The organism is Bradyrhizobium sp. 1 (assembly GCF_023073315.1).
Lineage (GTDB): Bacteria > Pseudomonadota > Alphaproteobacteria > Rhizobiales > Xanthobacteraceae > Bradyrhizobium.
The window spans coordinates 364,583-377,462 of the sequence record NZ_JADPJH010000033.1 but is presented as its reverse complement, the minus strand read 5'-3'; the positions used below and the strand labels follow the sequence as shown (position 1 = coordinate 377,462).

The window sequence follows — 12,880 nt, the reverse complement described above, 5'->3', positions numbered from 1 at the left end:
ACCCTCGCTCACGCGGGCAAGAGTTCGCGCAGAAGTGCGATAACAACGTGCTGATGGCATATGGGCGATGCCTTCGGCCCGCGCTCTACTCGTCGCTTCGCTCCTCACCGAGCCACCCTACGGGTGTCTCGGCCCTTCGGGTAACGATCGCTATCGCAAACGCTCGCGAGCAGTGGGGGCTTCGCAAGTCAACTGCCAAGTCGCGGCGGCTCTTTCGCAATGAATCGGCCACCAGCCGGCGTGGTAGGCGCTATTGGAGGATCTACCGCAATGACCCGAACTGCATTTGTCGCAAATCGCCGCGAGTACCGAGAGTGTGTTGGCTTGGAAGTTGGGCCCTGGGAACCAGCGACCGGGACACCACGACGGAAGGAAAGTATGCGTCCGGAGCTTGCACGACAGTCAGGTCTTGACATGAATCTCTTGTTTCCAAGTCCACGGCAGCAGTTCGTCGAGGCGGTTAATCGGATGTCCGTCGACCATGCGCGTAAGCACGTCGCGCAGGTAAGCATAGGGTTCGACGCCGTTGAGCTTGCAGGTTTCAATCAACGAGCAGGCGACTGCCCAGCGTTCGCCTCCACCGTCGCTGCCTGCGAAGAGATGGTTCTTCCGTCCGAGCGCCACCGGGCGGATCGCACGCTCGACAGGATTGGTGTCCAGTTCAACGCGGCCATCGTGCAAGAAGCGCGTCAGACCTTCCCAACGCGAGAGCGCGTAACGGATCGCTTCGGCAAGTGTGCTGCTGCCTGGCACGCGAGTAAGCTGCGCCTCGAGGCAGGTATGGAGGGCCTGCGCGACCGGCTTGGAGAAGGAGCGCCGCTCGGCGAGCCGATGCGCAGACGGCTGCCCACGGACGCGGGCTTCAATGGCATAGAGTTCGGCGATCCGGCGCAACGCTTCCGTCGCTATGGGCGAACCGGTGGCCTCGGCAACCTCGTAGAACTTGCGTCTTGTATGGGCCCAACATGCCGCGAGCATGACGTCGCCGTTGCTGGTCAATTGCTCGAAGCCCGCATAGCCGTCGACATGCAGGACACCTTTGAAGCCCGCCAGGTGAGATACCGGACGTTCGGCCTTTCGGTCGGGTGCGAACAAATAGACCGCCGCTGGCGGTTCAGGTCCGCTCCAGGGCCGCTGCTCGCGGGCGTAGACCCACAGGCGTCCGGTCTTGGTGCGTCCTCTTCCCGGATCGAGTACCGGGATCGGCGTGTCGTCGGCGAACAGATGGTTGGAGGCAAACACGTTCTTGCACAATCGCTCGTGCAGCGCCTCGAGCCACCAGCATGCGCCGCCGACCCATCCAGCCAGCGTCGAACGGCCGAGATCGACGCCATGCCGGGCGAAGATTTGCGACTGCCGATAAAGCGGCGTGTGATCGCAATACTTGCCGACCAGCACGTGGGCGAGCAGGTTCGGAGTTGCCAATCCACCGGCGATCGGCCGATCTGGCGCAGGTACCTGGGCAACCTTACCGCAGGCCCGGCAGCCGTATTTAGGGCGCGTGATGCGTATCACGCGAAGCTGCGCCGGCACCCAGTCCAGCATCTCGCTGACGCTCTCGCCGATAGCATGCAGCGCGCCACCGCAGCAGCTGCAAGCCTCACCATCGACGTCAAGCAGAATGTCCTCGCGCGGCAGGTGGTCGGGAAGCGCCCTGCGCCGCGATGGTGCCTCGGGCGGCTCCGTTACAATGGCCGGCCGGCTTTCCTTAATGCGGCCGATATCGCTGTCGATATCTTCCAGAGTGAGCGCGAGCTGGTCGGGATCAAGGCGTTCGGAGCGACGCCCGAACTGCGCGCGCTGAAGCTGCTTGATGATCGCCTGAAGACGCTCGATCTCGCTGTCCCGATGCTCAATTGTCGCGGCGATGTCGCGCACCAAGCGATGCAGAAGTGTCGTATCAGACGGCAGATTGCTGAGATCAAGCTGCATGTCCGATTCTACTCGAATACGCTGATTCGAAGAAGTAAGTCCGCTTTATTCTATGCGGGTTTCTGCGATTCAACCCGCGACGGCGGGGCGCCATCGACGCTCGGGTGTGCGCCAATCGATGCCTTCGATCAGCATCGCAAGTTGCGCTGGAGACAGCGTCACGGTGCCACCTGGATCGCTCATTCTAGGCCAGATGAAGCCACCTTGATCGATGCGCTTGGTGAACAGGCAGAGTCCGTTGCCGTCCCAGAACAGGATCTTCAATCTGCTCGCATTCCTGCCGCGGAAGGCAAACAGATGGCCGGAGAACGGATCCTTCTTGAGGTGTTCCTGAACCAGCGTAGCGAGCCCGTCGAGGCCCTTGCGCATGTCGGTATATCCCAAGGCCAGATGCACCTTCACCCCGGCCGGCACAATCATCATCGTGCTATCTCCTGCTCGTTGACGTGTCGACGGACTGCATCCGGATCGCTGCCCATCGGTGCAAAGACACGTCGCCCGTCGTCCAATTGGACAACCGTCATGCCGTCGGGGGGCTGCAACAGATCGTTCAGGACGAGCGTTCCCGGGTGCGCTCCGGTCACTTGCACGGCCACCAACTTCGCCCGCGCTCGCTTGCCGAAGCCGAACTGTACCCGCCACCGGAACAGCATGCTGCTGACGATGCCGTGGCGCCGGCAAACCTCGGCGGCGGTGGCGCCGGGGTGTTCGGACTCGCGCACGATCTCCAGCTTTTCCTCGTCACTAAAGCGACGTCGGTTGGCAAATCCATCGCTCGGCGGATCACCTGTTGGCGCATCTGTCAAGCGCGGTTCGGCGACGGACCCCTTAGCAGCGCTGCTAGCACTAGTGCTTATTAGCGGACGGGCACTCGGATGAAGGTGAGTACGCCAGTCGATTTCCACTTCATTGGCGTCGATCAGATCGCGCCACCGCCTCAGGCTGTGCTGCGAGATGCCATGTGCCCTCGCATACGCTTGCATGTTCATTCCGCACCATCTCATCGCTTCGACGTGCATCGCCCAGAACGCTTGCACGGCTCTGCAGCGCTGGTCAGTCGACACCGGACTCCGCTTCTTGCGGAGCCGCTCGCGACGTTCCTCTCGACGCAATTCCGCACGTGTTTTCAGAGCTTCGGCGTCAATCAGATGCCGCAGCCAGCGATCGAATGTGCCGCCAGAGAGACGATGCTGACGACAGTATTTGCGTTTGCTGAGACCGCTCCGTCGCCACTTCAACGTGCACCGACCAAAAAGAACGCCGCGCTTCGTTCTTGAAATATTCCGTACCCACCGGAGATCCTCCAATGCAGCAAGGAACCCGATATGGAACGCAACGCACTCTCGGAAAGTCGTGCAGGATTCGGACGCTTACGAAGGAAAGCGGGAGGGCAAGATAAAAGCACTGGCGCTACGGAGCGCCTAAGCCGTTGTCTGCACATCCAAGAGTTAGCGCCACCGCAAGCTGCGATGTCGGCAGTTAGGGCCCAAGGCAATGCTATCGTTTGTTGATTACCTCTGCGTCTTGGCAAACGGTCGTCCGCTTCACATATCCGCGGCCTTCGCTAGCGGAAAGGCCGCGTCATGCACGGCGTCGATGACGACGAATTCGAAGTCAAGCTCGGCCGGATCGGCAATCGCAAAGCCAGGAAAGCAACCAGCTATTTGCGGCGCGTGCGCCAGGCGGCAGACAAGGCCGGCGTCAGTTCGCGCCGAGCGTCAAACTTCTCCGGTGGCCGGATCGGTCGGGGGCACGCGCAAGGCACGGTGCTGGCCGGGGCGGCGAGAGCTAAGGGTCAGCGCCGGGTCGTGATCAAGGCTCGCATCGTGCGCATTAAGTCTGGCAACGCCGGCGCCGTTCGGGCCCATCTGCGTTATGTGCAGCGCGACGGCGTCACACGGGACGGCGAGCCGGGCGAGCTCTACGATACAGCAGGCGATCGGGCCGACGGCAAGGCCTTCACGGAACGGAGCGAGGGAGATCGCCACCAGTTCCGGTTCATTGTGGCGCCGGAGGATAGCGCGGAACTCTCCGACCTGAAGCCCTTCGTCCGCGACCTGATGCGACAGATGGAGACTGACCTCGGCACCAGGCTCGACTGGGTCGCAGCTGATCATTTCAACACCGGCCATCCGCACACCCACATCGTCCTTCGTGGAAGGGATGACCAAGGGCAGGACCTCGTGATCGCACGCGATTATATCTCTCACGGCCTGCGGGCGCGGGCCGCCGATCTGATCACGCGGGAGCTCGGTCCAGAGACGGAGATCGAGGCCATGCGCAAGCTCCAGCAGGAGGTGACCGCCGAGCGGTTCACGCGCCTTGACCGGGCCCTCGTGCGCGATGCGCCGGATGGGGCCCTTGAGCTCCGCGCGAAGCCGGCGAGGGATCGAGCTTGGCAGGCCGCCCGGATGGGGCGGCTACGAGCGCTCGAGCGGATGGGACTTGCGGAAGAAACCGGCCCCGGCCAGTGGCGGATCGATGCCGCCCTCGAGGCAAAGCTCAGGCGCATGGGCGAGCGGGGCGATATCATCAAGACCATGCATCGCGAGCTTGCCGCGGCTGGACTGTCGCGGGCCCCTGGCGGCTACACGGTCTTCGATCCAGGACAGAGCAGCCAACGGCTGGTCGGGCGTGTCGTCGGTGAGGGATTTGCGGACGAGCTGAGGGAGCGCCGCTATGTCGTCGTGGATGGCATCGACGGGCGGACGCACTATGCGGAGATCGGCAGCCTCTCCAATCAGGATGAGCCACCGGTCCGGAACACGATTGTCGAGCTCAGCTCTCGCGCCGCGGAGCCGCGCCAGATCGATCGAACCATCGCGGAGATCGCCGCCGCCAATGACAGCCGTTACAGCGACCACCTTCATCGCCAGTTCGACCCCCAGGCCTCAAGCGAGTATGTCGCATCCCATGTGCGGCGTCTGGAAGCGATGCGGCAGGAGGGCATGGTCAGCCGGCTCGGTGACGGGACCTGGGCAGTGGGTGAGGATCACCTCAATCGGGCGCTTCAGTATGAGAGCCGTCAGCGCGCTCGCCAACCCGTGCGGGTTGCCGTGCTGTCTTGGCAGAGGCTTGAGGATCTCCCGCAAGCGGTGGGCGCGACCTGGCTCGACCGTCAACTTGTCGCCAAGACGCGCGAGGCGCTGGCGCCGAGCGGAATGGGAGCTGAGGTCGAGGCGGCATTGCGGGCGAGACGGCAATGGCTGGTCGAGCAGGGGCTTGCGCGTGAACAGGATGGACAGATGCGCTATGCGCGGGATCTGTTGCGGACCCTTGAGGCGCGAGAACTCAAACGGGCAGCCGCAGATATTGCGGCGCGAACCGGACTTGAGCATCTAGACGTCAAGGCCGGCGACAGTCTCACAGGCGTCTACCGGCGCATGCTGACGCTGAACAGCGGTCGCTATGCGCTGATCGAGCGATCCCATGACTTCGCACTGGTGCCTTGGCGGCCGGTGCTGGATAGGGCGCGCGGGCAGTTGGTCACCGGCAGCGTGGGCGGCGAGGGCATATCCTGGTCGATCGGCATCAAGCGCGGGATCGGGCGCTAAGGGCGCTGGGCTGTCGGGAGGAGCCAGCTCGTTTCTTCGGCGAGGCGGTTCGCACAAAGCTCTCACAATCGCGTGCAACGCGCTGAAACTCTTCATGGTTATACTATCTTCGCGAGAATAGTATAACTCGGGTAGAGGCCTCCGCGCCCGCGGACCGGCGGCTGCCCGGGTGGACAATGATCGTCGGAAAGCTGGACGGTCCAAGGGATGCGCTCGCCGCAACGAACGGCATTCAAGCGACGAGCGAATAACTTGTACTTCGGCCTCCGCCTTCGTCCTTGGCGAGAATGCCCTGATCAACGAGGTCCTGGATGTCGCGCAAGGCAGTGTCGGGCGAGCACTTCTCGATTCTGGCCCACTTGCTGGATGTCAGCTTGCCCTCGAACCCGTCCAGCAGACGGTTCAGCATGTCGCGCTGCCGCTCATTGATCCGCGCTGTGGCATGCCGTTTCCAGAAGTCGGCTTTTGCAAGCACCGCTGCGAGAATGGTCTCAGCTCCAGTGAAAGCGCGATCGAGGCAGCCCAGGAACCACTCAAGCCAGGGCGTGATGTTGAGGTCGCCTTTCTGGGTGCTCTCCAGCATGTCATAGTAGGTCTTCCGCTCGCTGCGTATCTGGGCGGACATGCTGTAGAAGCGCTGCGGAATTCCTTCAGAGCGGGCAAGGGACATGTCGGCGATGGCGCGGGCGATGCGTCCGTTGCCGTCCTCGAAAGGGTGGATGGTCACGAACCAAAGATGCGCGATCGCGGCCTTGATGATCGGGTCAATCTTCTCCTCGGTGTTGTACCAGCTCAGAAACGCGGTCATTTCAGCATCGAGCTTTTCGGCGGTGGGTGCCTCGTAATGGACGCGCTCACGACCATAATCGCCTGAGACAACCTGCATCGGTCCCGCTGCCGCATCCCGCCAGGCTCCCACCGCGATCTTCTTCAGGTTGCTGCGGCCCGTCGGAAAGAGCGACGCATGCCAGCCGAAGAGCCTCTCTGCGGTTAGCTCGGCTTTGAACTTCTGCGTGGCGTCGAGCATCATCGCGACAACGCCTTCGACGTTACGGTCTGCCGATGGCAAGGCGCCCGCGTCCATGCCGAGGCGACGCGCAAGCGAAGAGCGCACCGCATCCTTGTCGAGTTTCTCTCCCTCGATTTCGCTGGACTTGAGGACTTCCTCCGTCAGGGTGGTCAGGACAGCTTCTTCCTGTTGTGCGAAACCGAGGGTCTGCATCCGGCCTATGAGTTGGCCCTGCCGAAGCCGGACGGCCGCGAGCAGTTTCGCCAAGGCATCGATATCCCAGGAAAAGTGAGGCCAATCAGGTAGTTGATGGATATATCCTGGCATTCTCCGCACTCCTTGCGGAGAATATGGCGGCTATTCTCCGCATCCGCAAGGGATTCGCCGCAATTTATGCGGAGAATAGAGCGGCTATTCTCCGCATCGCGCGGGGGACCCTCGGTATGGTTGCGGTTTCCCTAACGACCTCGCTCCCGACACTTCCCGGACCGAAAATCCGCCGACGCGCGAATGTCGTTGCGACGATCACTTGGCCAGGGCGCCCGAACGGGGCGATGGGACGCCCCCCACCGTTCTCTCGCGCAAATTATACTCGTTTCGCGGACCCGTCTTCGGATTCTCAGTTGATGCCGCAAATTCGAGAAACGACGTGTCAACGAGTCCGTTCGATTCGTCGCTCGCTTCCTCGATTGAAACGTCGGTGAGCTGAGCAATCAGCCGAGCCAGACGATTGATCCAGTTTGGTCAGGCCGTTCACCTTCTATTGAGGCGCTTCCTCAACCACGCTGAAACTGGCCCATCATCGATCTCTCACAGACGAGCTTGATCGACACGGATCTCGTTGCTGACCACGATTTTTATTCCGGTTGAATGCTTGAGCTTCTCCCGCTTTTCATCTCGCCGCGCTCGCTAACGCGAGTGAGTGGGGCGGACAATGTTTCCAGCAAAAATCTACATCGGTCAGATCACTGTCGTCTTCGGCATCGTCATCGCCTCGACGTGGGGAGCAACGCAATGGACTGCGGCTGCTCTCGGTTTTCAGGAGCGGCTTGGCGTGCCATGGTTCCTGGTTGCCGGCTATCCGGTCTATCTGCCCTGGCGATTGTTCGAATGGTGGTTTGCCTACGAGGCGTACGCGCCCGAAATCTTTGAAGAGGGCGGGGCCATTGCTGCAGCTGGCGGCATCGCCGGCGCGCTGTTTGCAATCCTCAACTCAGTGTGGCGGGCGCGGCAAAATCAGCTCGTGACGACTTATGGCTCAGCGCGCTGGGCGACGCCCAAAGAGATCAAGGAGGCCGGCCTCTTCGTAGCCAAGGGCGTGTTTCTGGGCCGTCTCGAGAACAACTATCTGCGCCACGATGGACCGGAACACGTCATGTGCTTTGCGCCGACCCGGTCGGGCAAGGGCGTGGGATTGGTGTTGCCGACATTGCTGTCATGGACGTCGTCGGCGGTGGTGCATGACATCAAGGGCGAAAACTGGGAATTGACCTCCGGTTGGCGCTCGACATTCTCGCATTGCCTGCTGTTCAACCCCACGGATTCGCGGAGCGCCCGCTACAATCCGCTGCTTGAGGTGCGCAAAGGGGCCGCCGAAGTCCGCGACGTCCAGAACATCGCCGACATCCTGGTCGACCCCGAAGGGGCGCTCGAACGCAGAACCCATTGGGAGAAGACCAGCCACTCCCTCCTGGTCGGTGTCATTCTCCACGTCCTTTACGCGGAACAGAAGAAGACGCTCACGCGGGTCACCGAGATCCTGGCCGATCCTGCGCAGTCCTTTGAGAAGACGCTCAGGATCATGCTGGCAACCAATCATCTTGGCTCCGAGACCGAGCCAAAGGTGCACCCCGTCGTCGCCGCGACCGCACGAGAGCTCCTCAACAAGTCCGAAAACGAGCGCTCTGGAGTTCTGTCGACCGCCGTGAGCTTTCTTGGGTTGTACCGCGATCCCGTCGTCACCCGAAACACCGAAAGCTGTGATTGGCGCATCGCAGACCTTGTTAGCGCCGACAAGCCGGTCACGCTCTATCTCGTCGTCCCTCCATCGGACATCAGCCGCACCAAGCCGCTGATCAGGCTGATCCTCAACCAGATCGGCCGCCGGTTGACCGAGACGCTGAACAGCAAGGCAGGTGACCGCAAACACCGCCAACTCCTGATGATGCTGGATGAGTTTCCTGCACTTGGCCGACTCGACTTCTTCGAAAGCGCGCTCGCGTTCATGGCCGGCTATGGCATCCGCGCCTATCTGATCGCGCAGTCGCTCAACCAGATCGCAAAGGCGTATGGCGAGAACAACGCGATCCTGGACAATTGTCACGTCCGCATTGCCTTCGCCGCCAATGACGAGCGCACCGCCAAGCGAATCTCGGACGCCCTCGGTACCGCGACGGAACTACGTGCACAGCGCAACTATGCCGGTCATCGGCTGGCTCCCTGGCTCGGCCATGTCATGGTCAGCCGTCAGGAGACCGCGCGTCCTTTGCTGACGCCGGGCGAAGTGATGCAGCTGCCGCCCGACCAGGCCATCGTGCTGGTTTCCGGGCTTGCACCGGTCCGTGCCATCAAGCTGCGGCACTATGAGGACGCAAACTTCGTCGGTCGTCTGCGCAAGCCGCCATCCCTGGCGGGCGACGAATATGCCGATCGGCCGCCGGCCTGCACCGACGATTGGCGCGGCGAGGTGCGCACCACCGACCTTCGCCTTGCGACGCTGCCTTATCGCGAGCTCATGCAGACGGGCGACGAGGAAGGCGGCCTCAAGCAGCAATTGCCGTTGTTCGATGAGGCCGCACCGGCCGTGAACGATGCTCGCGCCCTCGAGGAACGATTGCTCGAGGATGAATCCGACGTCGCCGCCGACCGCAGCCAGATGCAGCAGGCAGCCAGTGCATCCAACTCCGTACGCCGAGCCCACGCCGTCACCCGCGACGATGACGATCTTCTCCCCTCATTTTGAAGAGCATTCCCGATGAAACCGAAACTGTCGGCCTATGTCAGCGATAGCGTGGCGCAACGGCTTGAGCTCGCGGCCAAGCGCCCGGGAACCAATAAGTCAGCGATCGTGGACGCTGCGCTTGATCGCTTTCTCAATCCTGAGCGGGACACGAGCGGCGATGCGGCGCTGATCCGAAGGCTGGACCGGATGAGCCGGCAACTGGAACGAGCCGACCGTGACGTGAGCGTGCTGGCGGAGACTATTGCGCTTTTCGTCCGCTACTACCTGACCATCACCCCGCCGCTGCCTTCGCAAGATCAGGATGCAGCGCGTGCGCTGGGCCGCGAGCGGTTCGAAATGTTTGTTGCCCAGGTCGGGAAACGCGTCGCCTCCGGTGGTCGGCTTGTCGCCGACGTCATGGATCGCGTCAGCGCCTCGAAGCCAGATCTCTTCATGCGGAATATCGAGGAGGGCGCCCCTCTGGGCGCTGTCCAAACTAGCGATACTGGATCCCGCGCGCAGAGCGCGACGGGTGAGCCGCCGGAGCATTCTCCGGCAGGGCGAGAGGAGGTCGGCAATGTCTGATCTCCTCTCGCCAGAAACCCGCGAACGACGCCGCGGCATGCTGCGGACCGCGATGGGGCCAGCAATCGCGCTTGCGCTGGAAGAGCCTGATGTCGTCGAGGTCATGGTCAATCCCGATGGGAAGCTTTGGCTTGACCGGCACGGGACGGGCCGCTCGGACACTGGCGTCATTCTGACGCCGCAGGAGTCGGAGCGGATCATCCGGCTGGTTGCCAGCCACGTGCGGGCGGAAGCGAGCGGTTCGTCTCCAATCATTTCCGCGGAGCTGCCCGAGACCGGCGAGCGCTTTGAAGGCGTCTTGCCGCCGGTCGCGCTCGCGCCTTGCTTTTCCATCCGCAAGCCCGCAACGACGACGTTTCGCTTGTCCGATTACGTCAAGGCGCAGATTGCCTCGCCACTGATGGCAAAGGTGCTAGCGGCCGCGGTCACCGACGCACGCAGCATCCTGATCGCCGGCGGCACCGGCTCGGGCAAGACGACGCTTGCCAATGCGCTTCTTGCGGAGATCGCCGGCCTCGAAGAGCGGGTAGTCATCATCGAGGACACCCGCGAGCTGCGCTGCGATGCAAAGGACGCCGTGACGCTCCGGACCAAGCCAGGCGTCGCGAGCCTCGCCGATCTCGTCCGCTCAACCCTGCGCTTGCGCCCTGACCGCATCATCGTCGGTGAGGTCAGAGGCGCCGAAGCCCTCGACATGCTGAAGGCCTGGAATACGGGACACCCCGGCGGGATTGCCACGGTCCATGCCAACTCGGCTCGAGCTGCGCTCTACCGGATCGAGCAGCTCATTCAGGAGGCGGTCGCAACCGTGCCGCGCCGGCTCATTGCCGAGGCGATCGACCTGATCGTCTTCATCAAGGGGCGGGGACCCGCACGGCGCATCGAGTCCGTCGCCGAGCTCAAAGGCCTCGATTCCTCGGGCGACTACCTGCTCGAGACCCCGCCCGGACTTCCAAACACCTCCCACCGCCCCTGACCTGAAGGAGACTACAACATGTCCATTCGACTGCCTCTCAATGTGTGTTCGCGCCTTCGCGGCTTCTGTTCAGTCAGCGGATTGCCTCTGGTCGAGCTAGGGGTGACCTCGGCCTGCGTGCTCCTCAGCGTCACTGCGGCACACGCCGCAGGTTCAGGCATGCCATGGGAAGCACCGCTCGAACGCGTCCTGGAGTCCGTGCAGGGGCCCGTCGCCAAGATCGTCGCCGTCATCATCATCACGGTGACCGGCATATCGCTGGCCTTCGGCGACACCTCCGGTGGATTCCGCAAGATGGTCCAGGTCGTGTTCGGCCTCTCGATCGCCTTCGCCGCGAGCTCCTTTTTCCTTTCGTTCTTCTCGTTCGGCGGCGGAGCACTGATCTGATGCGCGCGGAAGGTTTTGAACTGGTGCTTCACCGCTCCTTGACCGAACCCATCCTGATCGGCGGCGCCCCGCGTGCCGCCGCCATCCTGATCGGGACCCTCTCGGCCGTGCTGGCACTCGGCCTGCGCCTTTGGCTCGCAGGCCTCGTGCTCTGGGTCATCGGCCACAGTGCGGCCGTTTGGTTCGCCAAACGCGACCCGGCCTTCGTCGAAGTCGCCACCCGTCACACCAAGCACAAGGGCCGGCTCGCATGCTGAACTTAAGAGAATTCCGCAGCGATGCCCATCGGCTGGCGGATTGGCTGCCATGGGCTTGCCTGGTCGCCCCTAGCGTCATCCTGAACAAGGATGGCAGCTTTCAACGGACGCTACGCTACCGCGGACCGGACCTCGACAGTGCGACCGAGGCTGAGCTGATGAGCGTCACCTCACGCGTCAACAATGTCTTGAAGCGCTTCGGTTCAGGCTGGGCTCTCTTCTTCGATGCCACGCGCATCCCGACTGGCGAATATCCTCGGTCGGAATTTCCCGATCCGGTGTCCTGGCTGGTGGATGAAGAGCGGCGGGCCGCGTTCTCAGGCGCCGCTGGGGTGGCGTGGGAGGATCCGTCTCGCCCCGGTGGGCAGCATTTCGAGAGTGTGCTGCATCTAACGCTCGTGTATTTGCCGCCCTCCGAGAGGGTCTCGCGCCTTGAAGGTCTGTTTCTGGAGCGTCCTAAGGAGAGACTTAGCGTCGGGGGAAAGGGGAAGCGCATTCGCCGCGGCCAATCGATCAAAAGTCCTGCGCAAGAGGGCGTCCGCGACAGCGAGATTGACGACCAGCAGAGATTTGACAGCAACCAGAAAGGCTATCGCGATCATCTTCAAAGATTCGTCCAGGAAACCGATCGTGCGATCGATCTGCTCTCGTCGGTCTTGCCCGAAATCTGGCCCCTCAACGATGAGGAGACGCTCACCTATCTCCATAGCTGCGTCTCGACCAAGCGCCATCCGGTCGTCGTTCCCAAGATTCCTGCCTATCTCGACTGCTTCCTGAGCGATGAGCCGTTGACCGGGGGATTGTCACCGGCGATCGGGCGGAGCCATCTGCGTGCGCTGACCGTCCTGGGGTTTCCGCACGTTACCTTTCCCGGCCTGCTCGACGAATTGAACCGGCTCGGCGTTGCCTATCGCTGGGCAACCCGGTTCATTCCGCTGGACCGCACACAGGCAAATGCCACGCTGTCGCGTTATCGGCGGCAGTGGTTCGCCAAGCGAAAGTCGCTCGCTGCAATCCTCAAGGAGGTCATGTTCAACGAGCAGGTGGCGCTGCTCGACACCGACGCCAGCAACAAGGCTCTCGACGCCGACGCCGCGCTTTCCGAGCTTGGCGACGATCTGGTTGCCTTCGGCTACATCACCACGACCGTCACCGTAAGCGACGAGGACTCGCATCAAGCAGACGAGAAGATCCGCGCCGTCGAGCGGGTGATCAACAGCCGGGGCTTTACGGCCATCC

10 protein-coding genes and 1 pseudogene are annotated in these 12,880 nt (G+C 62.5%); 7 read left to right on the top strand and 4 right to left on the bottom strand.

Features of this window, described 5'->3' with window-relative positions; translation table 11 throughout:
* Positions 1 to 402: 402 nt before the first annotated feature.
* The 3 genes from IVB29_RS26830 to IVB29_RS26820 all read right to left on the bottom strand — a co-directional run bounded on the left by IVB29_RS26830 (position 403) and on the right by IVB29_RS26820 (position 2,921).
* Positions 403 to 1,932: an IS66 family transposase gene (locus tag IVB29_RS26830; RefSeq protein WP_247506417.1), complete on the bottom strand. Its 1,530-nt coding sequence runs from the start codon at positions 1,930 to 1,932 to the stop codon at positions 403 to 405.
* Positions 1,933 to 2,001: 69 nt separating this feature from the next.
* Positions 2,002 to 2,355 (bottom strand): IS66 family insertion sequence element accessory protein TnpB, encoded by a 354-nt coding sequence (gene tnpB, locus IVB29_RS26825; RefSeq protein WP_247506416.1) that lies wholly within the window; start codon positions 2,353 to 2,355, stop codon positions 2,002 to 2,004.
* A complete protein-coding gene (locus IVB29_RS26820) occupies positions 2,352 to 2,921 on the bottom strand; it encodes a transposase (protein WP_247506415.1) in 570 nt (189 codons plus the stop codon). The genes tnpB and IVB29_RS26820 overlap by 4 nt, the downstream gene beginning before the upstream one ends.
* Before the next feature lie 594 nt (positions 2,922 to 3,515).
* Here IVB29_RS26820 and rlxS point away from each other — a divergent pair.
* Entirely contained in the window at positions 3,516 to 5,486 is a 1,971-nt protein-coding gene (rlxS, locus tag IVB29_RS26815) for a relaxase/mobilization nuclease RlxS (RefSeq protein WP_247506414.1), read from the top strand.
* A gap of 232 nt (positions 5,487 to 5,718) precedes the next feature.
* Here the strand turns inward: rlxS and IVB29_RS26810 are convergent, their stop codons facing one another.
* The gene (locus tag IVB29_RS26810) at positions 5,719 to 6,822 is read right to left on the bottom strand and encodes a Fic family protein (RefSeq protein WP_247506413.1); all 1,104 of its coding nucleotides are present in this window, start codon (positions 6,820 to 6,822) and stop codon (positions 5,719 to 5,721) included.
* A 607-nt stretch (positions 6,823 to 7,429) separates the two neighbouring features.
* On the opposite strand from IVB29_RS26810, the gene IVB29_RS26805 reads away from it, so the two are divergent.
* The 6 genes and pseudogenes from IVB29_RS26805 to IVB29_RS26780 form a co-directional block, all read left to right on the top strand.
* Positions 7,430 to 9,457, top strand: coding sequence for a conjugal transfer protein TraG (locus IVB29_RS26805; protein ID WP_247506410.1), 2,028 nt, complete (start codon positions 7,430 to 7,432; stop codon positions 9,455 to 9,457).
* Positions 9,458 to 9,469: 12 nt separating this feature from the next.
* Positions 9,470 to 10,021 (top strand): CopG family transcriptional regulator, encoded by a 552-nt coding sequence (locus IVB29_RS26800; protein WP_247506409.1) that lies wholly within the window; start codon positions 9,470 to 9,472, stop codon positions 10,019 to 10,021.
* The gene (trbB, locus tag IVB29_RS26795; protein ID WP_247506408.1) at positions 10,014 to 10,997 is read left to right on the top strand and encodes a P-type conjugative transfer ATPase TrbB; all 984 of its coding nucleotides are present in this window, start codon (positions 10,014 to 10,016) and stop codon (positions 10,995 to 10,997) included. The genes IVB29_RS26800 and trbB overlap by 8 nt, the downstream gene beginning before the upstream one ends.
* A gap of 18 nt (positions 10,998 to 11,015) precedes the next feature.
* Positions 11,016 to 11,384, top strand: a complete 369-nt coding sequence (locus IVB29_RS26790) for a TrbC/VirB2 family protein (protein ID WP_247506407.1) — start codon at positions 11,016 to 11,018, stop codon at positions 11,382 to 11,384.
* Positions 11,384 to 11,641: a VirB3 family type IV secretion system protein gene (locus tag IVB29_RS26785; protein WP_247506406.1), complete on the top strand. Its 258-nt coding sequence runs from the start codon at positions 11,384 to 11,386 to the stop codon at positions 11,639 to 11,641. Before IVB29_RS26790 ends, IVB29_RS26785 begins: the two co-directional genes overlap by 1 nt.
* Positions 11,635 to 12,880: pseudogene (locus tag IVB29_RS26780) on the top strand (conjugal transfer protein TrbE); the annotation flags it as partial. The gene IVB29_RS26785 and the pseudogene IVB29_RS26780, both read left to right, overlap by 7 nt.

What these genes read in the sequence shown, in the direction of transcription:
- IVB29_RS26820 (WP_247506415.1), bottom strand. Translation starts at nt 2,921, where the DNA reads ATGAACATGCAAGCGTATGCGAGGGCACATGGCATCTCGCAGCACAGC.
- IVB29_RS26810 (WP_247506413.1), bottom strand. Translation starts at nt 6,822, where the DNA reads ATGCCAGGATATATCCATCAACTACCTGATTGGCCTCACTTTTCCTGG.
- IVB29_RS26790 (WP_247506407.1), top strand. Translation starts at nt 11,016, where the DNA reads ATGTCCATTCGACTGCCTCTCAATGTGTGTTCGCGCCTTCGCGGCTTC.
- IVB29_RS26800 (WP_247506409.1), top strand. Translation starts at nt 9,470, where the DNA reads ATGAAACCGAAACTGTCGGCCTATGTCAGCGATAGCGTGGCGCAACGG.
- IVB29_RS26805 (WP_247506410.1), top strand. Translation starts at nt 7,430, where the DNA reads ATGTTTCCAGCAAAAATCTACATCGGTCAGATCACTGTCGTCTTCGGC.
- trbB (WP_247506408.1), top strand. Translation starts at nt 10,014, where the DNA reads ATGTCTGATCTCCTCTCGCCAGAAACCCGCGAACGACGCCGCGGCATG.
- rlxS (WP_247506414.1), top strand. Translation starts at nt 3,516, where the DNA reads ATGCACGGCGTCGATGACGACGAATTCGAAGTCAAGCTCGGCCGGATC.
- tnpB (WP_247506416.1), bottom strand. Translation starts at nt 2,355, where the DNA reads ATGATGATTGTGCCGGCCGGGGTGAAGGTGCATCTGGCCTTGGGATAT.
- IVB29_RS26785 (WP_247506406.1), top strand. Translation starts at nt 11,384, where the DNA reads ATGCGCGCGGAAGGTTTTGAACTGGTGCTTCACCGCTCCTTGACCGAA.
- IVB29_RS26830 (WP_247506417.1), bottom strand. Translation starts at nt 1,932, where the DNA reads ATGCAGCTTGATCTCAGCAATCTGCCGTCTGATACGACACTTCTGCAT.